Raw genomic sequence first — 23,421 nt, 5'->3', positions numbered from 1 at the left:
GTGGTCCTTTCGCGCGGTGCGCTACTGGAGCTCGGACAGGTCGACCGAGTCGGCGGGCGCCGGGGGCTTGGGCCGGACGGGCTCGTCGAAGGCGGAGAAGGTGGCGTCCACACGCTCGCCGGAGGCCTTGGCGCCCTGGACTCGCAGGAGGTACGGCTCGTCCTGGGTGGACACCTGGTAGGTGCCGGTGTCCCCGCCGCGCTTGCCGGTGACCGTGATGGCCGGACGGCCGTCGACGGTGCTGCGCGCGCCCTTCGTGAGCTGCTCGTTCGCCGGCTTGGAGGAGAACTCCGACTTGAAGTGGTCGAGATCGCAGAACTGGGCGAAATCGCGCAGCATGACGTTGTCCGTGGTGCCGTGCAGGTAGCGGCCGTCGATCAGCGCGATCGCGTCCTCGGCCGCGGCGCCCGGTACCTGGGCCCGCAGCAGCGCGTCGTCGAGCTTCATCCACACGTCGTTGCCGCGTTTGATCACGTCGGCCCTGCCGGAGCCGCCGGGCGGCCTGACGGTGCCGACACAGTTGCCCGCCTCGTCGAACCGGATGTCCAGCGCCGTGGTGCCCGATCCCTCGGTCACCTTGGCCTCCATGCGCATGGACGTGACCTCCGACATGGCCTTGCGCGAGGCGTCGGCGATGGCCTGCGCGCTCTTGTCGGCCATGCCGTTGTCGTCGGCCAGGGCGGTGCCGGTGCCGGCGCCCGCGAACACGATCAGAAAGACGGTTCCCGCGGCCGCGCGGCGGACCACGGCTGCTGCCCGGGGTGCGGACATCGGGCGTCACCTCCCTCGGACCACCGCCGGGCGGCGCCAGGTGACACCCTGCCTCCGGTGCGGCCGGTCACCGGATCAGCGTAGGTCCGCGCCGCGGACGCCGCAGCCCGGGCGCCCGCCGCTCACCCTCCGACGATCCTGGCGACCTTGCGGACGTCCTCGACCAGCCTGGCCTGCAGGAGCGACTCCGCTTCGCCGACCGGTCCGTCCCCGCCGGCCAGGACGGCGGCCGTGAACGCGGCCAGCGCGTTGCGCACCTGGTCGTCCGCGGGCATCGCCAACTCGGTCAGCCGGTCCTGTTGCTGGAGCCGGACCACGGGCTTGAGCACCTGTGGCGGGGTGTACGCCCGCTCCACCGAGATCCGGCCCGCGCCGCCCCACAGCGCGTAGCGCGACCGGTAGGAGTGGCGGAAGCCGAACTCCAGCTGCGCCGCGACGCCGTCGGGGGCGCACAGCAGCGCCGTGCCCGCCACGTCCACCCCGGTCGCGCCGTCCACCCGCAGGGTGGCCGCCAGCACCTCCGGTTCGCCGGACAGGTACATCTGCGCCGTGCGCAGCGGATAGACGCCGACGTCCAGCAGCGCGCCGCCGCCGAGCGAAGGGGCGTAGCGGAACCCCGCGGGGTCCAGCGGCGGTACGCCGAAGGACCCGGAGAGCACCTCCAACCCGCCGATGGCACCCGACTCGACGAGCGAGCGGACCCCGGCGTGCTGGGAGTGGTGCAGGAACATGAAGTTCTCGGCGAGGATCCGGCGGTGCCGCCGAGCCAGCTCCATCAGCTCGGCGGCCTCCGCGTGGGTCGTGCACAGCGGCTTCTCGCACAGCACGTGCTTGCCGGCCCGCAACGCCTCGGCCACCTGTTCGAAATGGAGTGCGGGCGGGAGCGGCACGTACACCGCGTCGATGTCGTCCCGCTCCAGCAGCGTCCGATAGCCCTTGACGCCGGCGCACCCGAACCGGGCCGCCGCCCGTTGCGCCTTGGCGGCGTCCCGGCTGGCCACCGCGACGAGCTCGGCCGACTCGGCCGCCGCGATGGCCGGGAGCATCCGGCGCAGCGCGATGTCCGCGCAGCCCAGCACACCCATGCGGACCCGGCGGCCGCCGTCCCCGCCCCGCCCGGTGGGGACAGGGCTCACAGCGCGGCCAGTACGTCGTGGAGCGCGCCGATCACCTTGTCCTGCACCGCCGGGTCCAGCGAGGGGTACATCGGCAGCGAGAAGATCTCCTCGGCTGCCGACTCGGTGACGGGCAGGGACCCCTTGGCGTATCCCAGGTGGGCGAAACCCGTCATGGTGTGGACCGGCCACGGGTAGCTGATGTTCAGCTGGATGTCGTAGGCCTTCAGGGCCTCGATGATCGCGTCGCGCCGCGGATGGCGGACCACGTAGACGTAGTGGACATGGTCGTTGCCCGGCTCCGTCGACGGCAGGACCAGCCCGGTGCCGGCGAGTCCCTCGGCGTACCGGCGGGCCACCGCGCGCCGGCCCTCGACGTACGCGTCGAGCCGGCGCAGCTTGCGGCGCAGGATCTCCGCGTGCAGCTCGTCCAGGCGGCTGTTGTGCCCCGGGGTCTGGACGACGTAGTAGCGCTCCTCCATGCCGTAGTACCGCAGCCGCCGCAGCGCGGCGTCCACCGCCGGGTCCGAGGTGATGACGGCGCCGCCGTCGCCGTAGGCCCCGAGCACCTTGGTGGGATAGAAGGAGAACCCGGCCGCGGCCCCCCAGGTGCCGGCGAGGCGTCCGCCCTGGCGGGCGCCGTGGGCCTGTGCGCAGTCCTCGAAGACCACCAGGCCGTGCTCGTCGGCCACGGCCTGGAGCGCGGTCATGTCCACGCACTGGCCGTACAGATGGACCGGCAGCAGACACCTGGTGCGCCCGGTGACGGCCGCGGACACCTGCTCGACGTCCATCAGGTAGGTGTCGGGGTGGACGTCGACGAAGACGGGTGTCGCCCCCACGGAGTCGATGGCCACCACCGTGGGCGCGGCGGTGTTCGAGACCGTGATCACCTCGTCGCCGGGGCCCACCCCGATCGCCTGGAGGCCCAGCTTGATCGCGTTGGTGCCGTTGTCGACGCCCACCGCGTGCCCGACCCCGTGGTAGGCGGCGAACTCCTCCTCGAAGCCGCGCCCGCTCGCGCCGAGCACGAGCTGCCCCGACCGCAGCACGGTCTCGAGGGCGTCGTGGATGTCCTCCCGCTCGTTCTCGTACTCGCGCAGGTAGTCCCATACGTAAGTGGTCATGGCTGAGTCACCGTCTCCGCTCGTCTCCGGCACGTGCCTGGATGGGGTCCTACTGCCGTACACCGACGAACAGACCGCGCCCGGTCGGGTCGCCGGGGAGGTACTCGACGGTGCACCCCGCGTCGGCGAACGCCGCGAGGTACTCGTCCTTGGTGAAGAGGGTGAGGACGTCGACCTCGGTGAACTCCCGGATGCCGGAGCTGTCGCCGACGAGGAACCGCACCTCCATCCGGGTCGCGCGGCCCTGGAGGGTCGAGTGCGAGATCCGCGCCACCGTGCGGCCGTTCTCCCGGCCGAGGTCGCCCGCGACGTAGCCCTCGACGTGGTCCTCGGGGAACCACCACGGCTCGATGACGAGCACGCCGCCGGGGCGTACGTGCCCGGCCATCGAACGCACCGCGTCCCGCATGTCGGCCACGGTGCCGAGGTAGCCGATGGCGCAGAACATGCACACGACCGCGTCGAAGGTGCGGCCGAGGCCGAAGGCGCGCATGTCGCCGGGGTGGACCGTCACCGCCGGCAGCCGCCGGTGCGCCAGCTCCCGCATCGGGGCGGCGATCTCCAGGCCCTCGGTGTGCTTGAACAGTGTTCCGAAGGTCTCCAGATGGGCCCCGGTCCCGCAGGCCACGTCGAGCAGGGAGTCCGCGTCCGGGCAGCGCGCCCGTACGAGGTCCGTGACGTGGGCCGCCTCGGCCGGCCAGTCCTTGCCCCGGCTGCGGTAGAAGATCTCGTAGACCTCCGCCAGCTCCTGTCCGTACATCTCTCTCCAGTCGGTGTCGGGGTGGGGGTCGGGGTCACTCGTCGACCATGGCGACCGCCCTGGTCCAGCCCGCGCCCGCGCCCGCGATCTTCACGGGGAAGCAGACGACGGTGAACCCGTACGGGGCGGGCAGGGCGTCGAGGTTCGCCAGCCGCTCGATCTGGCAGTACTCCCGGTCGCGGCCGGCGAAGTGGGCCGGCCACAGCACCGAACGGTCACCGGTGCGCCGGTAGCGTCCGATGATGTCGGTGAACGGGGCGTCCAGGCTGAACGCGTCCGTCCCGATCACCCGCACCCCCAGGTCCAGCAGCAGGTGCACGGCCGGCCCGTCCAGCCCGGCGAACTCGGTGAAGTACTCCGGGGTACCCGCCCGCGCCGAGGCCCCGGTGCGCAGCAGGACGATGTCCATCGGCGCCGGGGTGCGGCCGATCCGCTCGAACTCCTTCTCCAGCCGCGCCGCCCCGACGACACCGGTCGGCGCGTCGGTGAGGTCGAGCACGACCCCCGGCCTGCAGAACCACTCCAGCGGCATCCGGTCGATGTGCCGCGGCACGCCGTCGCCGTACCCGGCCCGGGAGCCGTAGTGCGAGGGCGCGTCCACGTGGGTGCCGGTGTGCGAGGTCAGGGTGATCCGGTCGAGCGAGAGGAACTCCCCGTCGGGCAGTTCGTCGGGAGAGAACTCCAGCCCGAAGTGCGTGCGCATCTCCGCGCTCATGTGCTCGGCACCCTGGCGGGGCGTCAACACCTCATGGACCACCGGATCCGGCTCGTACGCCGTGGCATCCACCGCCGACGACAGGTCGATCAACCGCACACGGACCTCCTACGCACCGAACCGCTCCCACCGACGAGCAGATCGTGCTCCGCGCCGACGGAGAAGCGCTCAAGCCTCACTCGGCTCCCGCGCGTCACGTTCGAGCCGATGTCGAAGGCCGTCGTGAATCGTTCGCGGGTACGCCCGTTCGCCCCGAACGGGACCAGCGTGAGGAGGACGCGGTGGCAATGCGGACGGGAACCTCGTCGTCGTTCGATTCCCTCTATGCCGAAGTGCAACAGTTCTACGCCGATCACATGCACCTGCTGGACGCCGGGGACGGCGAGGGCTGGGCGCGGACCTTCACCGAGGACGGATCGTTCGCGCCGCCCTCGCTGCCCGAGCCCGTCGTCGGCCGGGCCGCCCTGGCCGAGGGGGTCGACAAGGCCGCCGCGGCGCTGGCCGAGGCCGGCGAGGTGCACCGGCACCTGCTCGGCATGGTGTCGGTCCGGCCGGGCGAGGACGGCTCCCTGAGCGTCCGTTCGTACGCGCAGATCATCGCCACGGCCCGGGGCGGCAGCCCCCGCCTGCACCTGATGTGCGTGTGCGACGACGTGCTCGTCCGGGTCGACGGCGAACTGAAGGTGCGCGAACGCCGCGTCACCCGTGACGACCGGCGCCCGTGACGGAGAGGAGGGGAGACGCGATGACGAGCCCGCGTGAAGTGAGCACGCCCCGTACGGTCGCCGTACTGGGCGCGACCGGCACCATCGGACGGCAGGTGGCCGCGGCGTTCACGCGCACGGGACACCAGGTGCTGGGCGTGGCCCGGCGCCCCGCGCCGCACGCCGCCCGGCACCCCTTCGTCCCGCTGGACGTGGCGGAGGCGGATCCCCGGGACGTCGCCGACCTCCTCGCGGAGCGGAACGTGGAGGTCGTCGTCAACGCCACGGGCGGATGGGTGGTGACCGAGGAGGCGATGCACCACGCGCATGTGCGGCTGGTGGAGCGGATGCTCGCCGGCGTCGCGAAGCTGCCCACCCGCCCCCGCGTCGTCCACGTCGGCAGCATCCACGAGTACGGATTCGTGTCCCCGGACCCCGACGGCATCGACGAGTCGGTGCCGCCGGAGCCGACCACCCCGTACGCCCGGACGAAACTGGCCGGATCCCAGGCCGTACTGGAGGCGGCCCGGACCGGGGACGTCGACGGTGTCGTGCTGCGCCCGGTCAACGTGTGCGGTCCGCACCCGTCGGAGGCGAGCTTCCTGGGCACCGTGCTGCACCGGCTGCGCGCACTGACGCCGGGGGAGCGGCTGGAGCTGGTGATCGCGGACGCGGCACGTGACTACGTCGACGTGCGCGACGTCGCCTCGGCCGTCCTGGTGGCCGCGGACGCGGCCGCCTCCGGCACCGTGTTCAACATCGGACGCGGTGAGGCGCCCACCATGCGCGAACTGGTCACCACCCTGGTCGAGGCGGCCGGGTTCCCACCCGGCACGGTCAAGGAGACCGGCGGGGCGGTGGAGAGCAAGGGCGGCGGCTGGACCAAGGCCGACATCCGGCGCGCGGAACGGGTCCTGGGCTGGCGCCCGGCCATCGGGCTGCGCGCCTCCCTGCACGACATGTGGAAGGCGGCGGGCTGAGCCCCTGCCGCGACCCCGGGCGCCCGTCGGCGGGCGCCCGATTCCCCACCAGCGGAGAGAGGTACGTGTGATGAGTGAACTGACCCTGCCGGTACTGGTAGAGATCTTCCGCGAGTGCGCGGGCGAGGCGGACGGCGCCGATCTGCACGGCGAGGACGTCGGTGACGTCGAGCTGAGCGTCCTCGGCTACGACTCGCTCGCCCTGCTGGAGGCCATCAGCCAGGTCGAGCGGAGGTACTCCATCGGCATGCCGGACGCGGAGACCCGCATCAAGACGCTGAACCAGTTCCTGGAGCAGGCCAACGCGCAGCTGGTGCAGCGGTCCTGAACCCCGCCGTCCCGTTCGCCGGATCACCCGGCGGACGGGACGCCGACGAAGAGCCCGCGACCGGCGGGCGCGACGGGGACGTAGTCGACGCGGAAACCGGCGGCCTCGAACGCCGCCTCGTACTGCTCCCGCGAGAACAGGCCGATCAGGTGCGTCTCCTGGAAGTGCCGGACGCCCGACGCCCCGTCCGCGACGAGGTAGTGCACGTTCATCCGGGAAGCGGCCCCCTCCCGTACGGAGTGGGAGACCCGGGACACGGTCCGCCCCCCGACGGTCGCCGTGGCGCCGGCGACGTGGCCGTGCAGGTACGTCTCGGGGAACCACCACGGGTCGACGGCCAGCACCCCGTCGGGCGCCAAGTGCCGCGCGAACCGGCGCAGAGCGCCGACCAGCGCCTCCTGCGTCAGCAGGTAGCCGATCGAGCCGAACATGCACGTGACGACGTCGTAGGTGCGGCCCAGTTCGAAGTCCCGCATGTCACCCACGTGCACGGGCACGTGCGGCAGCGCCGCCTGGGCGAAACGGGCCATCGGCTCGGACAGCTCCAGCCCGGCCACCTCGTCGAACAGCTCGTCGAAGCAGCGCAGATGGGCCCCGGTGCCGCACGCCACGTCGAGCAGGCTCGCCGCGTCCGGCTTGCGCACCCGCACCTGCCGCTCCACCTCGGCCGCCTCCTCGAGGTAGTCCTTGCCGCGGCTGCGGTGGATGAGCTCGTAGATCTCGGCCAGTTCGGCTCCGTACACGGCGACCTCGCTCGACGGGCACCCGCCGGCGACGGCGCGGCGGGTACGGCGGAAGGGACAGGGGTCCGGCGGGACCGATGGTCCGGCCGGCCGCTAGAGGAACGCCGGAGGCCGGCTGGACGCACGGGTCCCCGGGGCGTCTCGCGGGCCGGGGCCCCGCTGTCGAGCAGGGTTCGAATCCCCCCTGCCAGGGTCGGGGCACCACGGACCCGCGGCACAGGTTGGAGTCCCCACGATGAGCACAGGAACGAGCACAGACCGGACCGCCGACGCCCGCGCCGGCTCCCCGTCGGCAGAGGTCGCCGAGCTGCTGGACGTACTGCGCGGCTACCTGGACCGGGCACCCCAGCTCAGTCTGCCGCCCCGCGCGTTCACCTCGCCCGAGCTGTACGAGCTCGAGCGCACCCGCGTCTTCGGACGCTCGTGGGTGCTCGTCGCGCACCGCGACGAACTCGCCGAGCCGAACAGCTACGTCTCGGTCGACATCGCGGGCGAGCAGATCCTGCTCACCCGCGACGCGGACGGCGCGCTCCACGGGATGTCACCGATCTGCCGGCACCGGATGATGCCGCTCGTCGATTCCGGCGCCAGGGGCCGGGCCGACTCCTTCACATGCCCGTACCACCTGTGGCGGTACGGGCTCGACGGCCGCCTCCTCGGCGCCACCCACATGCGGCGGAACCCGGACTTCGATCCGAAGAACTGCAGACTCCCCGCATTCGCCGTCGAGGAGTGGCACGGCTTCGTGTACGTGAACCTCGACGCGGCCGCGGCCCCCCTCGCCCCCGAGCTGAAGCGCATCTCGGGCGACCTCACCAACTACCGGCTCGACGAGATGGCGCAACTCGGCTCGTGGAGCGAGCAGTGGGCGTGCAACTGGAAGGTCGCCGTCGAGAACGCCCACGAGAACTACCACGTCATGGGCTTCCACCCGGAGACCCTCCAGCAGTCGACGCCCGGCGGGTCCGACACGGACGTACGGGTCGACTCCCCGTGGGCGCTGCGCCTGCTCGTCCCGTTCACCGAGCCGCAGGAGGCCTACGCCCTGCCGCTGACGGAGACGGAGAAGGCCCACCTGTACGGCATCTTCGTCTTCCCCGCGGCCAGCCTGGCCGCGGCGGGCGAGATGGTCATCTGGCTCAGCCTCATCCCGCAGACGATCGACCGCACGCTGGTCCGCGGCGGCATCCTCGTGCCGCGTGCCGCGCTGGAGGGCGCCGACCTCGACGAGATGCGCCTGCAGGCCGAGACGTACGCGGGAATGATCAACAGCGAGGACCGCAACGGCCTGGAGGCCGTCCAGCGCGCCGTGGGGTCCCGCTTCGCCGCACGCGGCCACCTCAGCCCCAAGGAACCCGGCGTCGTGGCCTTCTACCAGAACCTGGCACGGGCCCTGCTGCGGGCCGACGACGACTGGCCGGGGGGCCTGTGAGCCCGCCCGCCGGGCACGCCCGGCCGCGCACGCCGTGACGAATCCCCACCCCGGCTCATCCGCCACTCCGCTCATCCGCCACTCAAGGAAGAGGACCTCCATCGTGCTCAGTTGTCGGATCTGCGGCGGTCGGCTGCACGAGTTCATCGACTTCGGACAGCAACCGCTCTCCAGCGGGCTCCTCGAGCCCGAATACCTCGGCGACGAGTTCTTCTTCCGGCTGGCCGTCGGCGTCTGCGGCGACTGCACCATGGTCCAGCTCACCGAGGAAGTGCCGCGCCACCTGATGTTCAACAGCCACTACCCGTACCTGTCGTCCGGGTCCTCCGTCATGCGCAAGCACTTCGAGGAGACCGCCCGGCACTTCCTGGAGACCGAACTCACCGGGACGGACGCCTTCCTCGTCGAACTGGGCTGCAACGACGGCGTCATGCTCCGCGCCCTGGCCGAGGCCGGGGTCCGCCACCTGGGTGTCGAACCCTCGCAGAGCGTGGCCGACATCGCGCGCCGCCAGGGCATCCGCGTCGCCACCGAGTTCTTCCAGGAGTCGACGGCCGCCGACATCCGCAAGGAGGAGGGGCACGCCCAGGTCATCTTCGCGGCGAACACCATCTGCCACATCCCCTACCTGGACTCCATCTTCCGGGGAGTGGACGAACTGCTCGCACCGGATGGGGTGTTCGTCTTCGAGGACCCCTATCTCGCCGACATCGTCGACCTCGCCTCCTTCGACCAGATCTACGACGAGCACTACTACTTCTTCTCCGTCTCCTCCGTGAGCGCCATGGTCGAGCGGTTCGGCTTCGAACTGGTCGACGTGGAGCGGCTCTCCGTGCACGGAGGCGAGGTCCGCTACACCATCGCCCGCGCCGGACGGCGCACCCCCGCGCCCGCGGTCGCCGAGCTGCTGGGACAGGAACGCCGGCGCGGGCTGTCGGAGCTCGCCACCCTCCAGGGCTTCGTGGCCCGTGTGGAGCGGGCCCGCGACGAGCTGGTCGCGCTGCTGCGCCGGCTGCGCGACGAAGGCCGCACGGTCGTCGGGTACGGGGCCACGGCCAAGAGCGCCACCGTCGCCAACTACTGCGGCATCGGGCCCGACCTGATCTCCTTCATCTCCGACACGACCCCGAACAAGCAGGGACGGCTGACACCGGGTTCGCACATCCCGGTGCGGTCCCGGGCCGACTTCGAGAACCCCTACCCCGACTACGCCCTGCTGTTCGCCTGGAACCACGCCGAGGAGATCATCGCCAAGGAACAGCAGTTCCGGGCCGCCGGCGGCAAGTGGATCCGCTACGTCCCGGACGTCCGCGTGCTCTGAGCGCGCCCGCGCCCGCAGCAAGCGAACACGCCGGCCGAGGAAGGGTGCCCGATGCGGGTCCTGTTCACCACACACACAGCGAAGTCACATCTGTACGCACAGGTCTCGCTGGCCTGGGCACTGCGGGCGGCCGGCCACGAGGTCCACATGGCCGGCCAGCCCGACCTCGCCGACGACATCACCCGCACCGGCCTGACGGCCGTGACGGCCGGAGCCGCGCTCGACCTGGCGGCCCAGATGGAGTCGTACGAACAGCACGGGCACGACGGGTCCGCCGAAGGCACGGCGCAGGACCCGGGAGCCTGGGAGGACACCGGCGGCGCGGACGACCACCGGGCGATCGCCGAGCGGTACGAGTACTGGACGGACATGACCGAGATCCGCCCGCAGAAACTGTCGTACGAGTACATGCACGGCGTCTTCACCGCCATGACCACCCAGGTGTTCCAGCAGTACTCCGCACCAGCGATGATCGACGACCTGGTGCGCCACGCCCGGTGGTGGCGGCCGGACCTGGTCGTCTGGGACCCCCTGACCTTCGCGGGACCCGTCGCCGCCCGGGCCGTCGGTGCGGCCCACGTCCGGCTCCTGTTCGGCCTGGACCTCATCGGCCGGATGCGCCACCCCTACCTCCAAGCGCTGCGCCGGCTGCCGCCGGCGCAGCGCGAGGACCCGATGGAGGAGTGGCTGGGCGAGACCGTGCGGCGCTACGGCGGGGAGTTCGGCGAGGACCTCGTCCTCGGGCAGCGCACCATCGACCCCCTCCCGCCCGCCTTGCGCCTGCTGGACGGACCGGACCGGGTACCCATGCGCTGCGCCCCCCACAACGGCAGCTCCGTGCTGCCGGACTGGTTGCGCGAGCCGCAGGAGCGCCGTCGCGTCTGCCTCACGCTCGGCGTCTCGCACCGCGAGCTGCTCGGCGCCGACCGGCTCCCGCTCGGGGAGGTGCTCTCGGCCCTCGGCGGGGTCGACGCAGAGGTGGTGGCCACCCTGAACGCGGCCCAGCTCGCGTCAGTCACCGAAGTTCCGGACAACGTCCGCGTCGTGGACTTCGTCCCCCTCGAGACCCTGCTCCCCAGCTGCTCCGCGGTGATCCACCACGGCGGGGCGGGCACCTTCAACACCGCGCTGAGCTGCGGAGTGCCCCAGCTGATCCTGCCCGACGGGGTGTGGGACACCGACCACAAGGCACGCCTGCTGGCGGAGCGCGGAGCCGGGATCCGGGTCGCGCAGCCCGAGAAGGCCGACGCCGCAACCCTGCGCGGCATGGTCATGCGGCTGCTGGAGGAGCCCTCCTTCACCCGGGCGGCCGGCCGGCTGCGCGACGAGTCGAGGGACATGCCCGCGCCCAGCGCCGTCGTACCCGTCCTCGAAGAGCTCGCCGCCGGGCGGCGACCGCACCAACGACAGGGAGAGTGGCAGTGAAGGACCTATCGCGCCGCGGATTCATCGCGGGCGGCGTCGCCGCCGGGAGCGCCGCGGCGCTCACCGCCGCCGGCACGGGAACGGCCGCGGCGGACACGAAGGCCGCCGGCTGCTTCCCGCCGCCCCCGGCCAAGGACATCCGCCCGGGCGACCCCCGCTACGCCGAGCTGACGGCCAGGGGCTACAACGGGAGGTTCGCCGGCCGCCCGGAGTCCGTACGCCTCGTCCACCGCGCCGACCAGGTGGTCGCCGCCGTGGACGACGCCCTGCGCACGGGCCGGCGGATCGCCGTCCGCAGCGGCGGACACTGCTTCGAGGGCTTCGTCGACGACCCGGCCGTCCAGGTCGTCGTCGACGTCTCCGAGATGAAGTCCGTCCACTACGACCCCCGGCACAAGGCCTTCGCCATCGAGTCCGGCGCGACGCTCGGCGAGGTCTACCGCACCCTCTACCTCGGATGGGGAGTGACCGTCCCGGCGGGCGCCTGCCCCGGCGTCGGCGCCGGCGGGCACATCGCGGGCGGCGGGTACGGAGGGCTGTCGCGCCACCACGGCTTCGTCGCCGACCACCTGTACGGCGTCGAGGTCGTCGTGGCCGACCGCCCCGGCCGGGCCCGCCTGGTCACCGCCACCCGCGACCCCGCCGACCCCCATCACGACCTGTGGTGGGCCCACACCGGAGGCGGAGGCGGCAACTTCGGCATCGTCACCCGCTATCTGATGCGCTCGCCCGGCGCGCGCGGCGACGACCCGACGACCCTGCTGCCCAGACCCCCGGCCACCATCCGCTCCGTCACCATCGGCTGGTCGTGGGCGGACATGACCGAGGCGGCCTTCGTACGGATCCTGCGCAACCACGGTACCTGGCACGAGCGGGAGTCCGCCGTGAACTCCCGCTACGCACCCCTCAGCGCGTGGCTCATCCTCAACCACCGGGCGAACGGGCGGTTCACGCTCGTGGCCAACGTGGACGGCTCCCTGCCGCACGGCGCGAAACTGCTCGACGAGTATGTCGCGGCGATCACCGCCGGCACCGGAGTGCGCCACGAGGCCGAACAGGCCACCGCGCTGTGGCTGAAGTCGACCCTGACCGCCGACCCGTACGCCGGCGGCGGGTACCCCTTCAAGTCCAAGGCCGCCCTCCTGCGCAAGGCCTGGACGGAAACCCAGATCCGGACCCTGCACCGCTTTCTGACCAGCTCCGGCGGCGAGCACCAGGGCTCGGCCGTGTACCTGTCCACCCTCGGCGGCAGGATCAACACGGTCCCGGCGGACGCGACGGCGATCCCGCACCGCGACAGCCTCTTCAGCGCCTCCTATGAGACCTCATGGTGGCCCGGGATCTCCGGCGACGAGCAACTGGCCTGGGTGCGCGAGCTGTACCGGGACCTGTACGCGGACACCGGAGGCGTGCCCGTGCCCGACGCCGCGAACGGCGGGGCCTACATCAACTACCCGGACGTCGACCTCGCCGACCCCCGGTGGAACACCTCCGGGGTGCCCTGGCACACCTTCTACTACCGGGACAACTACCCACGGCTCCAGCAGGTCAAGGCCCGATGGGACCCGGCGGACGTGTTCCGCCACGCGCTGTCCGTCCGGCCCCCGGGCCGCTGACGCGCCGACGCGCGCCCGCGCCCCGCCCGCCCGCGGCCCCTCAGGCCAGGGACTCCAGAAGCCCGACGAGCGCGGCGGGGGACGGCATCGCCGCCGCCTCGTCGCGCACCTCGGCGGCGGCCGCCCGCATCCCCTCGTCCTCCAGCAGAGCCCGGAACTCCGCCGTGCCGACGGCTCCCGCCGACGCCCCGATCGCGATACCCCGCTCGACGACCGCACGCTCGTTGTCCTTCTGGTCCGGACTGAGCGGCATGACGCACTGGGGTACGCCCATGGCCATCGCGACAGCCGACGTGCCCGAGCCGCCGTGGTGGATCAGCCCGTGACAGGTCCGCAGCAGCGGCCCCAGGGCGAGCCAGTCCACCGTCCGCACGTTCGGCGGCAGTTCACCCAGCAGCGACGGATCACCGCCCCCCAGGGTGACGACGAACTCCGCGTCCGTGCCGGCCGCCGCGGCGACGAGCGGCGCCAGCAGGGCGAGCCCGCCCCACAGGCCGGCGATCGACCCCAGCGTGACCGCGATCCTGGGCCGGCGCGGCGGCTCCAGGAGCCAGCCGGGCAGCTCGCCGTTGCCGTTGAAGGGCACGTACCGGAAGGGCACGTCGTCCTGCGCCCGCACCCGCTCCGGAAGCAGCGCCAGCAGGCTCGGCGGTATGGAGTTGAGCCGGAGGCCGGGCGCCGGCACGGGTGCGACGTCATGCCGCGCGTAGTGCTCCTTCATGTGATCGCGCATCAGACCGGCGATGAGCGGCGCGCTGTCGGCCGGACCGGTGACCACCGACACGGCCGGAACGCCGAGCGCCCCCGCCACCAGCGGGCCGGCGCCCTGGAGCGGCGAGTGGACGACCAGGTCCGGGGACCAGCCGCGGGCGACCTCCAGCAGCCGGTCCACGGTGACGCCCGAGACCCGGGCGAAGAGCGCGGCGACGAACTCGTCCCCGCCGTCGACGCTGAAGTCGATCTCCTCGGGCCGGAACACCGTCGCATAGTCGAGCCCGGGGGTCACATCGACGACGTTGACGCCCGCCGCGGCCACCGCGCCGACGTCACCGCCCTGGGCGAACAGCACGTCGTGACCCGCAGCGGTCAGTGCGTGCGCCAGGGGCACCGACGGGAAGATGTGCCCCAGCCCTGGGGAGTTGACGAACAGTACGCGCATGGGGACTCCTCGCCTCATGAAGGGGGTTGGGGTGCTGGTGCCACCCTCCCCCCGCGTCCTTGAAGGCTCACGGAGCCTTGTTGAACACGCCCTTCGAGCGTCTTTCGACACCCGGCTGCGAGGGTCGGTGCCCCCAGCGAGCCGAAGGACTGCCTTGTCAGATGGAGATCATCGGGAACGGGTTCCTCGCACGACATCTCGCACCGCTCGCGGCCGGACATCCCGGAGTGACGGTGCTGGCCGCGGGCGTGCCCACGCACCCGCTGCCCGACGCCGAGCACCGGCGTGAGGTCGCGCTCGTCGAAGACGCGATCCGGCACTGCCTGCGCAGGGACCGGATGCTCGTCTTCTTCTCCACCGTCAGCATGTACGGCGGCCCGGGCGGCCCCGGCGACGAGGACGGCCCGCAGGTCGCCTCCACCCGCTACGGGCAGCACAAGCTCGACCTCGAACGGCTCGTCAAGGCCTCCGGAGTGCGCCACCTCGTCCTGCGGCTCGGCTACGTACTGGGCCCGGACGAACCGGGCTTCCGCCTCCTGACGGCGCTCGTCAGCCAGGTCCTGGCCGGCCGCGTGCGCGTCCAGCGCGGAGCCCGCCGGGACATGATCCACGTGGCCGACTTCACCGTCGTGGTGGACGCCCTGCTCCGGACCGGGGTCTGCGACGAGACCGTGAACGTCGCGTCCGGGGACTGCGTCGAGGTCGCCGACGTCGTGCGCCACCTCGAACAGCGCCTCGGGGTCACGGCCCACTGGCAGGTCACCGACGACAGCATCGAGCACTGCCCCTCGGTACGGAAACTGCGGCACCTGGTGCCCGGGCTCGAACGGCTGGGATTCGGGCCGGGATACCACCGGTCCGCCATCGACCGATATCTGGCGGCGACGCGTCCTGCGGACGTCATCCGGAGGGAAAGGACGGAAACGCCATGACGGCGGGAGACCTCACCGAACCGCGCACACCCGAGGGCCTCGCACTGCTGGAGGTCCTCGACCGGCACCTGCCGCACCTCGCGGCCGGCGCCGCGGAGCACGACCGCAACGCCGCCTTTCCGCTGGACGCGGTCCGCCGCATGGGCGCCGACGGCGTCCTCGGCGCGACCGTGCCGAGGGAGTTCGGCGGACTGGGCGTCACCAGCGTCCACGACGTGTGCCTCGCCGTGAAGCGCATCGCCGAGGCCGACGCGGCCGTCGCCCTGTCGCTGCACATGCAGTTCAGCCGCGGGATCACCATGTCGTACGAGCGCGAGCACGCAGTCGGCACCGGGCGCGCCCTGGCCGAGCGGCTGCTGCGGCTCATGGGCAGCGGACGGGCCCTGATCAGCGGCGCCCTCAAGGACGCGGGTGTCACCACCGAGCTGGTGCCCGCGGACGGCGGCGGCTGGCGGCTCACCGGCCGCAAGATCCTGGTCAGCATGGCCCCTTTCGCCACGCACGTCGTCGTCGCGGCGCAGACCCGCCCCGCGTCGGGGCCCGCACGGCTCGCCTCCGCCTTCCTGCCCGCCGACACCCCCGGCCTGAAGGCCCCTGACACCTGGGACGGCATGGGCATGCGGGCGTCCGCCAGCACCGAGGTCGTCTTCGAGGACTGCCCCGTCCCCGAGGCCGACGTCTTCCTGCGCGGACCGGTCGGCGTGCGCAACGACGCCGCCATGGCGGGCCAGACCGTCAGCTCCATCGGACTGCTCGGTGTGTACGCCGGGATCGCGCAGGCGGCACGCGACTTCGCCGTCGCCGCCGCAGCCCGGCGCGGCGGACAGCCGGCGGCCGCCGTGCGCACCCTGGTGGCAGAACTCGACGTGAAGCTGTACACGCTCCGCACGGTGCTCGCGGCGGCCCTGACCAACGCCGACCACCACGCGCACCGCACGACGGTGGACCCCGGCGAGCGCGGCCGGCTGATGATGGCGCCCTTCCAGTACGCGAAGCTCGTCGTCAACCGCACCGCTGCCGACATCGTCGAGGACAGCATGACCCTCATCGGCGGGGCGTCCTTCACCACGAGCCACCCCCTGTCCCGCCACTACCGGGACGTCCGCGCCGGCTGGTTCATGCAGCCCTTCACCTACGCCGACGCCGTCGACCACCTGAGTGCGCACGCGCTCGGCACCGACCCGGAGGGCAGCACGTCGTGAGCGGCACGGGGAACGGGACCGACGCGGGCGCCGACCGGGAACCGAGCCCGGTGGACGAGGGGCCCGTGGAGGAAGGGCCCGCGCAGGAACACATCGCCGAGGAACACATCGTGGAGGAACGGCCCGTCGACGCCCTGGTGCGGATGTCGAATCTGGTGACCCCCATGGCGCTGCGGGTCGCGGCCACCCTGCGCCTGGTGGACCACCTGCGCCGGGGCGCCACGAGCCCCGAGACCCTCGCCGGGGCGACCGGAGCGGACGCCGACGCCTTGTCGCGGCTCATGCGGCACCTGGCCGCCGCCGGCGTGCTGGAGGAGACCGCACCGGGCCGCTACGCGCCGACCCGCCTCGGAGACCTGCTCGCCGAGGACGACCCGTCGCGGCAACGCTCCTGGCTCGACCTCGACCAGGCCGTCGGCCGCGCGGACCTGACCTTCCTCGATCTGCGCGAAGCCGTCCGCACCGGGCGGCCGCAGTATGAGGACCGCTACGGCAAACCCTTCTGGACCGACCTGTCCGAGGACGCGGAACTCGGCGCGTCCTTCGACACCCTCATGACGACCCGGGAGGACGCCGCCTTCGCCGCGCCCGTCGCCGCCTACGACTGGAGCAGGGCCCGGCACGTCCTCGACGTGGGCGGCGCGCCCGGCGGCCTGCTCAGCGCGATCGTGCGGGCCTCGCCCGGCGTGCGCGGCACACTGCTGGACCTGCCGGGAGCGGCGCAGCGGGCCCGCGAGCGGATAGCCGCGGCCGGGCTGGACGACCGCATCGACGTCGTCGCCGGCGACTTCTTCGACGAACTGCCGTTCTCCGCCGACACCGTCGTGCTGTCGTTCGTCCTCCTCAACTGGTCGGACGCGGACGCCCTGCGGATCCTGGCGCGCTGCCGTGACGCCCTGCGGCCCGGAGGCCGGATCGTCCTGCTGGAGCGGGCCGAGGCCCCGGCCGGGGGCACGCGGACCTCCGACCTGTACTTCAGCGTGCTCGACCTGCGCATGCTCGTGTTCCTCGGCGGCCGCGTCCGCACCGACCGCGAATGGGCCGCCCTGGCCGACGCCGCCGGTCTGCGCATCGTCTCCAGGTCCGGGCCGCTGGTCTCGCCGAACGTGCCCCTGGACTCCTGCCTGTGGGAGCTGGCTCCGCACTGAGCCCGTCCCGACCACCACGACCGCCCGCCCACGGAACCAGGGGTTCCAGGAGCCGAGAGGGATACCGAAGTGGCAGAACGTATCGTCACGTCGAAGGACGTGCTGCTGTGGAGCGAGGACTTCGGCGACCCCGCCGACCCCACCGTGCTGCTGGTGACGGGCGGGAACCTCACCGCGATGAGCTGGCCCGCCGAGTTCGTCGAACGGTTCGTCGCCGACGGGCTGCACGTGATCCGCTACGACCACTGGGGGGTGGGGCGCTCCACCGGCTGGGACCCGGCCGAGCGCCCGTACAGCTACCTCCGGCTGGCCGCCGACGCCGTCGCGGTCCTCGACGGCTGGGACGTCGAACGCGCCCACTTCGTCGGCATGTCGATGGGCACGGTTCTGTGCCAGCTGGTCGCGCTCGACCACCCGGAGCGGATGCTGAGCATGTCGATGATGCTCGGCGGCGCACTCGACGTGGACTTCCCCGGCAACATCCGCCGCGCCTTCGCAGGCGAGCCGTCCGCCGACGGACTGCCCCTGCCCCAGGAGCGCTTCCTCAAGGCGCTGGCCGTCATGAACGAGGAGGTGGACGGCCCGGAGGCGGAAGTGGAGCGGCGGGTGCGCCGGTGGAAGCTGTTCTCCGGGGACGAGGCCGACTTCGGAGAGGCCGACTTCAGGCGGTGGGAACAGCAGGCCATCGACCACTGCGGCACCCTCACCGAGCCGCAGGTGCACTACGCGGTGCAGCCGCCGCCCCGGGAGCGCGCGCCCGAGCTGCGCGACGTACGGGTCCCCACCCTGGTGATCCAGGCCATGCAGGACCCGATCGCGCCCCCGCCCCACGGACGCCACCTCGCCGGTCTGATCCCGGGCGCGGAACTGGTCGAGATCGAGGGCATGGGCCACGCGCTGCCGCGCTCGGTGCACCGGCCGCTCGCCGAGGCCGTGCTGAGGCACGTGCGCCGGGGCGGATGACCGGCCGTCCGCCTCAGTCGGCCAGCTCGAACCGGGGCTCCTCGGTCCGGGTCCGCTTGACCTCGTAGAAGCCCGGAACACCGGCCATCAGCAGCAGGCCGTCCCACAACCGGCCGGCCGTCTCCCCCGTGGGCGCGGGGGAGACGACCGGACCGAAGAAGCCGACCCTTTCGCCGCCGGGCCGCAGGACCGACACAACCGGCGTGCCGATGTCGCCGCCGGCCAGCGCGACGGCCTGGGCGTGCGAGAACCGGACGGCCCCGTCGTACTCCGTGGAACCGGCGACCTCCGCGATCTCCTCCGGCAGCCCGGCATCGGCCAGGGCCCCCGCCAGGTTCCCCCAGTCCCCCTGGAGGTGGAAGCGGGTGCCCATCGCCGTGAAGAGGTCACCGAGTGCCTGCTGGCCGAACCTCTCCTCGACCGCGGCGCAGACCCGCACCGGCGCCCACATGTAGTCCTCCCACTCGCCCTCCGGGTTGTCGTCCCGGTGCTCGTTGAGCACCGACAGGCTCATCACCCGCCAGTGGACGGTCACCGGCCGCACCTTGGTGACCTCAACCAGCCACCGCGAGGTGATCCACGTGTACGGGCAGACGGGGTCGAACCAGAAGTCAACGGTCCGCTGTTCGGTCATCGATCGGCGCTCCTCACACGGCTCTCTCTAGCGGCGCCAGCCGTCCGGCTCCGGCCACGGCTCGCCGAGCTGGCGGTACGTGCTCTGGTACTCCGGCCAGTCCCGGTGGTCCCTGATCCTGCCGTCGACGACGCGCAGCAAGTGGATCTGCTCCCCGGAGAAGCGGCGGCCGGTCGGCGCGATGCCGACCATGGGGCCGACCTGACGGCCGTAGAGCACGAGGTAGGCCCGCACCCAGTCGCCCCGCTCCTCGATCCTGACCTCCTCCAGATGCGCTTCCTCGGAGAAGGTCTTCCGCACCCAGGCTACCGCCATGGCGAACGCGTCGGGCCCTTCACCGAGCCCGTGCTCGATCGTGGCCGGATTCAGATACTCCGGGTGGATGAACTCGTGGACGTCGTCGGTCCTGCCGGTGTTGTACGCCGCGATCATCCGCCGCACGGCTTCGATGTTCCGACTCACTGGGTGCCTCCGGCTCTCGGTGTGCTGGTTGCCGACGAGCATCCCAACACCCCGATCGGCAGCGGATCGACGTTCGCTCGAGCGGTCCCTCCACGGCCCCTCCACGGCCGCTCGACCCCCGACCGGCCACGGCGGCCCCCGGTCCAGACGCTGTTGAGCGGGCTGCGAGACCGGGCGCCCACGTTGGACGACGCCACATCGTCAGAGCCCGACGCCGGACCTGAAAAGAGGCGTGAGATGCAACCGAACGACCATGATCCCAGCGGGAGCGGGGTGGTCACCTTCATCAACAGATTCACCGTGCACGCCTCGCCCGAGGAGTTCGAGAAGGCCTTCGCCGAGACCGGGCGGCACCTGGCCGGCCGGGACGGATTCCTGCAGTACACGCTGCACCGCCACGCCGAGGACCCGACCCGCTGGGTCAACATCGCCCACTGGCGCGACGCGCGGGCCTTCCGTGCCGCCGTGGGCGCCCCCTCCTTCCCCCAGCACGTCGCCCGGCTCCGGGAACTGAGCACCAGCGAGCCCGGTCTGTACGTCCCCCGGCAGTACGTGCCGGCCGAGCGGGCGGCGACGGAGGGCCTCTGATGGCCGCCTCCACGGGCCGCCGCGTCGTCATCACCGGCATCGGGGTCGTCGCCCCGGGGGCCGTGGGGCGCAAGCCCTTCTGGGACGCCCTGACCGCCGGGCGCACCGCCACCAGGAGGATCACCTTCTTCGAACCCGGCCCCTACCGCTCGCAGATCGCCGCCGAGGTCGACTTCGACCCGCTGGCCGAGGGACTGACCCCGCAGCAGGTCCGGCGGATGGACCGCGCCGCGCAGTTCGCCGTGGTGAGCGCCCGCGAGGCCGTCGCCGACAGCGGGCTCGACCCCGCCGGCCTCGACCCCGCGCGCACCGGTGTCGCCATCGGCAGCGCCGTGGGCTGCACCATGAGCCTGGAGGACGAGTACTCCGTCGTCAGCGACGGCGGCCGCCACTGGAACGTGGACGACTCCTATGCCGGACGCCACCTGTTCGACTACTTCGTGCCGGCCTCGATCGCCGCCGAGGTCGCTCGCGACGTCGGCGCCGAAGGACCCGTGTCGCTCATCTCGACCGGCTGCACCTCCGGACTGGACTCGGTAGGGCACGCGGTGGAGCTGGTCCGGGAGGGCACGGTGGACGTCATGGTGGCCGGCGCCACCGACGCCCCGATCTCGCCCATCACCGTGGCCTGCTTCGACGCGATCAAGGCGACCACGCCGCGCAACGACGAACCAGGCCTGGCCTCAAGGCCCTTCGACCGGACCAGGAACGGCTTCGTCCTCGGCGAGGGCGCCGCGGTCTTCGTCCTGGAGGACGCCGAACACGCCAGCCGGCGGGGCGCGTACGTCTATGCCGAGATCAGCGGCTTCACCTCCCGCTCCAACGCCTTCCACATGACGGGACTGCGCCCGGACGGCCGGGAGATGGCCGAGGCGATCCGGGTGGCGATGCTGCGGGCCGGGGTCGCCCCGGGGGACATCGACTACGTCAACGCGCACGGCTCGGGCACCCTCCAGAACGACCGCCACGAGACGGCGGCCTTCAAGAGGGCGCTGGGCCAGGACGCCTACCGGGTTCCGGTCAGCGGCATCAAATCGATGATCGGCCACTCGCTGGGGGCGATCGGCTCGCTGGAGATCGCGGCCTGCGCCCTCACCATCGAGCACGACACCATCCCGCCCACCGCCAACCTCCACGAAGCCGACCCCGAATGCGACCTGGACTACGTGCCGTTGACCGCGCGCCGGCAGCCCGTGGACACCGTGCTCACCGTGGGCAGCGGCTTCGGCGGATTCCAGAGCGCCATGGTGCTGCGCAGCCCGGAGAGGGCGGCGTCATGACGTCCACCGCTGTGATCACCGGCATGGGCGTGGTCGCGCCGACCGGCCTGGGCGCGGCCTCCCACTGGAGCCGCACGCTGGCCGGCCGGGCCGCCATCGGCCGGGTCAGCCACTTCGACGCCGAGCGCTACCCGAGCCGGCTCGCCGGCGAGATCGCCGGCTTCGACCCGCGTGAACACGGCATCCCCAGCCGACTGCTGCCGCAGACCGACCACATGACCCGGCTGTCCCTGGTCGCCGCACAATGGGCGATCAAGGACGCCGGGGTGGACCTCGCGACGATGCCCGAGTACGGCGTGGGTGTGGTCACGGCCAGCTCGGCCGGCGGGTTCGCCTTCGGCCACCGGGAACTGCACAACCTCTGGAGCAAGGGGCCGGAGCACGTCAGCGCCTACCAGTCCTTCGCCTGGTTCTACGCCGTCAACACCGGCCAGATCTCCATCCGGCACGGCCTGCGAGGCCCGGGCGGCGTGGTCGTCACCGAACAGGCCGGCGGCCTGGACGCCCTGGCCAAGGCCCGCCGCCAACTGCGCGACGGCGTTCCGATGGTGATCGCGGGCGGCGTCGACGGCTCCCCCTCACCCTGGGGCTGGGTCGCCCAGCTGGCCGGCGGCCGCATCAGCACCGCCGACGATCCCGAGCGCGCGTACCTGCCCTTCGACCAGGACGCCGCCGGCCATGTACCGGGCGAGGGCGGCGCACTGTTCGTCCTGGAGACCCCGGAGTCGGCGCGCGCCCGGGGCGTGCGGTCCTGGTACGCGGAGATCGCCGGCCAGGCGTCCACCTTCGACCCGGCGCCCGGCAGCGGCCGCCCGTCCACCCTGCGGCGGGCCGCCGAACTCGCCCTCGACGAGGCGGGCCTGGCACCGGGCGACATCGACGTGGTGTTCGCGGACGCCGCGGGCATGCCCGACCTGGACCGCGCCGAGGCGCAGGCCGTCCGCGAACTCTTCGGCCCGCAGGGCGTCCCCGTGACCGCGCCCAAGACGATGACCGGCCGGCTCGGCGCCGGCGGGGCGGCACTGGACCTGGCGACGGCCGTGCTGTCCATCCGGGACGGGGTGATCCCCCCGACGGCCAACGTGCGCCGCCCGGTGGCGGAGTACGGGATCGACCTGGTCCGCACCCCCCGCCGCGTACCGGTGTCCGCCGCGCTCGTGCTGGCCCGGGGACACGGCGGCTTCAACGCGGCCGCGGCCGTGACCCGACAACGATGAGGAGAGACATGCCCGCCCAAGACGACCGCCACGCCCTGGTCACCGGAGCCACCAGCGGCATCGGGCTCGCCATCACCACCCTGCTGTGCGAACTCGGCCAGCGCGTGTTCATCTGCGCCCGCGACGAGGAGAACGTCGCGCTCACCGTCGAACGCCTCCGCGAGAAGGGGTACGAGGCAGCGGGCCGGGCGTGCGACGTACGCTCCACCGACCAGGTCGGCGCCCTCGTCCGGGCCGCAGTCGACCGGTACGGGCCCGTGGACGTGCTGGTGAACAACGCCGGCCGCAGCGGGGGAGGCCCCACCGCGCAGATCACCGACGAGCTGTGGCTCGACGTCATCGACACCAACCTCAACAGCGTGCTGCGGATGACCCGCGAGGCACTCACCACGGGCGGCATGCTCGAACGCGGCACGGGCCGCGTCGTCAACATCGCCTCGACCGGCGGCAAGCAGGGCGTGGTGCTGGGCGCCCCGTACTCCGCGTCCAAGCACGGCGTCGTCGGCTTCACCAAGGCGCTGGGCCTGGAACTGGCCCCCACCGGGATCACCGTCAACGCGGTCTGCCCGGGCTACGTGGAGACGCCGATGGCCCAGCGGGTCAGGCAGGGGTACGCCGCGGTCTGGGACACCACGGAGGAAGCCGTGCTGGAACGGTTCGAGGCGAAGATCCCGCTCGGCAGGTACACCACCCCGGAGGAGGTCGCCGGCCTCGTCGGCTACCTCGTCACCGACCGGGCCGCACCCGTCACGGCGCAGGCGATCAACGTCTGCGGCGGACTGGGCAACTACTGACCGTC

24 protein-coding genes are annotated in these 23,421 nt (G+C 72.5%); 15 read left to right on the top strand and 9 right to left on the bottom strand.

The window, feature by feature from the left end; all coding sequences use genetic code 11:
• Positions 1–21: 21 nt before the first annotated feature.
• From ACZ6JS_RS07950 to ACZ6JS_RS07930, 5 genes are all read right to left on the bottom strand, one after another.
• The gene (locus ACZ6JS_RS07950; RefSeq protein ID WP_469296685.1) at positions 22–771 is read right to left on the bottom strand and encodes a hypothetical protein; all 750 of its coding nucleotides are present in this window, start codon (positions 769–771) and stop codon (positions 22–24) included.
• 122 nt (positions 772–893) lie between these two features.
• Positions 894–1,907, bottom strand: a complete 1,014-nt coding sequence (locus tag ACZ6JS_RS07945; protein ID WP_469296684.1) for a Gfo/Idh/MocA family protein — start codon at positions 1,905–1,907, stop codon at positions 894–896.
• Complete coding sequence (locus ACZ6JS_RS07940; RefSeq protein WP_469296682.1) at positions 1,904–3,013, bottom strand: DegT/DnrJ/EryC1/StrS family aminotransferase; 1,110 nt, start codon at positions 3,011–3,013, stop codon at positions 1,904–1,906. The genes ACZ6JS_RS07945 and ACZ6JS_RS07940 overlap by 4 nt, the downstream gene beginning before the upstream one ends.
• A gap of 49 nt (positions 3,014–3,062) precedes the next feature.
• Complete coding sequence (locus ACZ6JS_RS07935; RefSeq protein ID WP_469296681.1) at positions 3,063–3,773, bottom strand: class I SAM-dependent methyltransferase; 711 nt, start codon at positions 3,771–3,773, stop codon at positions 3,063–3,065.
• A gap of 34 nt (positions 3,774–3,807) precedes the next feature.
• Positions 3,808–4,587: a cyclase family protein gene (locus tag ACZ6JS_RS07930; protein ID WP_469296679.1), complete on the bottom strand. Its 780-nt coding sequence runs from the start codon at positions 4,585–4,587 to the stop codon at positions 3,808–3,810.
• Between the two features lie 188 nt (positions 4,588–4,775).
• On the opposite strand from ACZ6JS_RS07930, the gene ACZ6JS_RS07925 reads away from it, so the two are divergent.
• The 3 genes from ACZ6JS_RS07925 to ACZ6JS_RS07915 all read left to right on the top strand — a co-directional run bounded on the left by ACZ6JS_RS07925 (position 4,776) and on the right by ACZ6JS_RS07915 (position 6,500).
• Positions 4,776–5,213, top strand: coding sequence for a nuclear transport factor 2 family protein (locus ACZ6JS_RS07925; protein WP_031146985.1), 438 nt, complete (start codon positions 4,776–4,778; stop codon positions 5,211–5,213).
• A gap of 20 nt (positions 5,214–5,233) precedes the next feature.
• Complete coding sequence (locus ACZ6JS_RS07920) at positions 5,234–6,172, top strand: NAD-dependent epimerase/dehydratase family protein (protein WP_469296677.1); 939 nt, start codon at positions 5,234–5,236, stop codon at positions 6,170–6,172.
• A gap of 70 nt (positions 6,173–6,242) precedes the next feature.
• On the top strand, positions 6,243–6,500 hold the full coding sequence (locus ACZ6JS_RS07915) for a phosphopantetheine-binding protein (RefSeq protein WP_469296675.1): 258 nt from the start codon (positions 6,243–6,245) through the stop codon (positions 6,498–6,500).
• 23 nt (positions 6,501–6,523) lie between these two features.
• On the opposite strand, the gene ACZ6JS_RS07910 is transcribed toward ACZ6JS_RS07915, so the two are convergent.
• Entirely contained in the window at positions 6,524–7,243 is a 720-nt protein-coding gene (locus tag ACZ6JS_RS07910) for a class I SAM-dependent methyltransferase (protein ID WP_469296673.1), read from the bottom strand.
• A gap of 235 nt (positions 7,244–7,478) precedes the next feature.
• On the opposite strand from ACZ6JS_RS07910, the gene ACZ6JS_RS07905 reads away from it, so the two are divergent.
• The 4 genes from ACZ6JS_RS07905 (at position 7,479) to ACZ6JS_RS07890 (ending at position 13,037) form a co-directional block, all read left to right on the top strand.
• On the top strand, positions 7,479–8,675 hold the full coding sequence (locus ACZ6JS_RS07905) for an aromatic ring-hydroxylating oxygenase subunit alpha (RefSeq protein ID WP_469296672.1): 1,197 nt from the start codon (positions 7,479–7,481) through the stop codon (positions 8,673–8,675).
• A 103-nt stretch (positions 8,676–8,778) separates the two neighbouring features.
• Entirely contained in the window at positions 8,779–9,996 is a 1,218-nt protein-coding gene (locus tag ACZ6JS_RS07900; protein ID WP_469296670.1) for a methyltransferase domain-containing protein, read from the top strand.
• 51 nt (positions 9,997–10,047) lie between these two features.
• Entirely contained in the window at positions 10,048–11,421 is a 1,374-nt protein-coding gene (locus ACZ6JS_RS07895; RefSeq protein ID WP_469296668.1) for an activator-dependent family glycosyltransferase, read from the top strand.
• A complete protein-coding gene (locus ACZ6JS_RS07890) occupies positions 11,418–13,037 on the top strand; it encodes an FAD-binding oxidoreductase (RefSeq protein WP_469296667.1) in 1,620 nt (539 codons plus the stop codon). The genes ACZ6JS_RS07895 and ACZ6JS_RS07890 overlap by 4 nt, the downstream gene beginning before the upstream one ends.
• A gap of 40 nt (positions 13,038–13,077) precedes the next feature.
• On the opposite strand, the gene ACZ6JS_RS07885 is transcribed toward ACZ6JS_RS07890, so the two are convergent.
• Entirely contained in the window at positions 13,078–14,196 is a 1,119-nt protein-coding gene (locus tag ACZ6JS_RS07885; RefSeq protein WP_469296665.1) for a nucleotide disphospho-sugar-binding domain-containing protein, read from the bottom strand.
• Between the two features lie 161 nt (positions 14,197–14,357).
• Between ACZ6JS_RS07885 and ACZ6JS_RS07880 the strand changes: the two genes are divergently transcribed.
• From ACZ6JS_RS07880 to ACZ6JS_RS07865, 4 genes are all read left to right on the top strand, one after another.
• A complete protein-coding gene (locus tag ACZ6JS_RS07880) occupies positions 14,358–15,128 on the top strand; it encodes an NAD-dependent epimerase/dehydratase family protein (protein ID WP_469296664.1) in 771 nt (256 codons plus the stop codon).
• Positions 15,125–16,330: an acyl-CoA dehydrogenase family protein gene (locus ACZ6JS_RS07875; protein ID WP_469296663.1), complete on the top strand. Its 1,206-nt coding sequence runs from the start codon at positions 15,125–15,127 to the stop codon at positions 16,328–16,330. Before ACZ6JS_RS07880 ends, ACZ6JS_RS07875 begins: the two co-directional genes overlap by 4 nt.
• On the top strand, positions 16,327–17,478 hold the full coding sequence (locus ACZ6JS_RS07870; protein ID WP_469296661.1) for a methyltransferase: 1,152 nt from the start codon (positions 16,327–16,329) through the stop codon (positions 17,476–17,478). The genes ACZ6JS_RS07875 and ACZ6JS_RS07870 overlap by 4 nt, the downstream gene beginning before the upstream one ends.
• 69 nt (positions 17,479–17,547) lie before the next feature.
• Positions 17,548–18,441 carry an alpha/beta fold hydrolase gene (locus ACZ6JS_RS07865; protein WP_469296659.1) on the top strand — a complete coding sequence of 298 codons (894 nt, stop codon included), beginning with the start codon at positions 17,548–17,550 and terminating at the stop codon, positions 18,439–18,441.
• A gap of 13 nt (positions 18,442–18,454) precedes the next feature.
• On the opposite strand, the gene ACZ6JS_RS07860 is transcribed toward ACZ6JS_RS07865, so the two are convergent.
• Both ACZ6JS_RS07860 and ACZ6JS_RS07855 read right to left on the bottom strand, forming a co-directional pair.
• On the bottom strand, positions 18,455–19,075 hold the full coding sequence (locus ACZ6JS_RS07860; protein WP_469296656.1) for a mycothiol-dependent nitroreductase Rv2466c family protein: 621 nt from the start codon (positions 19,073–19,075) through the stop codon (positions 18,455–18,457).
• Between the two features lie 27 nt (positions 19,076–19,102).
• Positions 19,103–19,537: an ester cyclase gene (locus ACZ6JS_RS07855; protein ID WP_031147011.1), complete on the bottom strand. Its 435-nt coding sequence runs from the start codon at positions 19,535–19,537 to the stop codon at positions 19,103–19,105.
• A 237-nt stretch (positions 19,538–19,774) separates the two neighbouring features.
• On the opposite strand from ACZ6JS_RS07855, the gene ACZ6JS_RS07850 reads away from it, so the two are divergent.
• The 4 genes from ACZ6JS_RS07850 to ACZ6JS_RS07835 are packed head-to-tail and all read left to right on the top strand — an operon-like array spanning position 19,775 to position 23,416.
• Positions 19,775–20,125, top strand: a complete 351-nt coding sequence (locus ACZ6JS_RS07850; protein ID WP_469296655.1) for an antibiotic biosynthesis monooxygenase family protein — start codon at positions 19,775–19,777, stop codon at positions 20,123–20,125.
• On the top strand, positions 20,125–21,405 hold the full coding sequence (locus ACZ6JS_RS07845) for a beta-ketoacyl-[acyl-carrier-protein] synthase family protein (RefSeq protein WP_469296654.1): 1,281 nt from the start codon (positions 20,125–20,127) through the stop codon (positions 21,403–21,405). Before ACZ6JS_RS07850 ends, ACZ6JS_RS07845 begins: the two co-directional genes overlap by 1 nt.
• A complete protein-coding gene (locus tag ACZ6JS_RS07840; RefSeq protein WP_469296651.1) occupies positions 21,402–22,622 on the top strand; it encodes a ketosynthase chain-length factor in 1,221 nt (406 codons plus the stop codon). Before ACZ6JS_RS07845 ends, ACZ6JS_RS07840 begins: the two co-directional genes overlap by 4 nt.
• An 8-nt stretch (positions 22,623–22,630) precedes the next feature.
• Positions 22,631–23,416, top strand: coding sequence for an SDR family NAD(P)-dependent oxidoreductase (locus tag ACZ6JS_RS07835; RefSeq protein ID WP_469296649.1), 786 nt, complete (start codon positions 22,631–22,633; stop codon positions 23,414–23,416).
• The last annotated feature ends 5 nt before the right edge of the window (positions 23,417–23,421 follow it).

The organism is Streptomyces sp. NPDC046349, assembly GCF_055587885.1.
The sequence above is the reverse complement of the archived record's forward strand: the minus strand, read 5'-3'. Positions and strand labels throughout refer to the sequence as shown.

Bases quoted from the DNA above. Each gene is read 5' to 3' on its own strand.
- ACZ6JS_RS07950 (WP_469296685.1), bottom strand. From the start codon at position 771: ATGTCCGCACCCCGGGCAGCAGCCGTGGTCCGCCGCGCGGCCGCGGGA.
- ACZ6JS_RS07940 (WP_469296682.1), bottom strand. From the start codon at position 3,013: ATGACCACTTACGTATGGGACTACCTGCGCGAGTACGAGAACGAGCGG.
- ACZ6JS_RS07935 (WP_469296681.1), bottom strand. From the start codon at position 3,773: ATGTACGGACAGGAGCTGGCGGAGGTCTACGAGATCTTCTACCGCAGC.
- ACZ6JS_RS07925 (WP_031146985.1), top strand. From the start codon at position 4,776: ATGCGGACGGGAACCTCGTCGTCGTTCGATTCCCTCTATGCCGAAGTG.
- ACZ6JS_RS07920 (WP_469296677.1), top strand. From the start codon at position 5,234: ATGACGAGCCCGCGTGAAGTGAGCACGCCCCGTACGGTCGCCGTACTG.
- ACZ6JS_RS07915 (WP_469296675.1), top strand. From the start codon at position 6,243: ATGAGTGAACTGACCCTGCCGGTACTGGTAGAGATCTTCCGCGAGTGC.
- ACZ6JS_RS07905 (WP_469296672.1), top strand. From the start codon at position 7,479: ATGAGCACAGGAACGAGCACAGACCGGACCGCCGACGCCCGCGCCGGC.
- ACZ6JS_RS07895 (WP_469296668.1), top strand. From the start codon at position 10,048: ATGCGGGTCCTGTTCACCACACACACAGCGAAGTCACATCTGTACGCA.
- ACZ6JS_RS07885 (WP_469296665.1), bottom strand. From the start codon at position 14,196: ATGCGCGTACTGTTCGTCAACTCCCCAGGGCTGGGGCACATCTTCCCG.
- ACZ6JS_RS07880 (WP_469296664.1), top strand. From the start codon at position 14,358: ATGGAGATCATCGGGAACGGGTTCCTCGCACGACATCTCGCACCGCTC.
- ACZ6JS_RS07875 (WP_469296663.1), top strand. From the start codon at position 15,125: ATGACGGCGGGAGACCTCACCGAACCGCGCACACCCGAGGGCCTCGCA.
- ACZ6JS_RS07860 (WP_469296656.1), bottom strand. From the start codon at position 19,075: ATGACCGAACAGCGGACCGTTGACTTCTGGTTCGACCCCGTCTGCCCG.
- ACZ6JS_RS07850 (WP_469296655.1), top strand. From the start codon at position 19,775: ATGCAACCGAACGACCATGATCCCAGCGGGAGCGGGGTGGTCACCTTC.
- ACZ6JS_RS07845 (WP_469296654.1), top strand. From the start codon at position 20,125: ATGGCCGCCTCCACGGGCCGCCGCGTCGTCATCACCGGCATCGGGGTC.
- ACZ6JS_RS07840 (WP_469296651.1), top strand. From the start codon at position 21,402: ATGACGTCCACCGCTGTGATCACCGGCATGGGCGTGGTCGCGCCGACC.
- ACZ6JS_RS07835 (WP_469296649.1), top strand. From the start codon at position 22,631: ATGCCCGCCCAAGACGACCGCCACGCCCTGGTCACCGGAGCCACCAGC.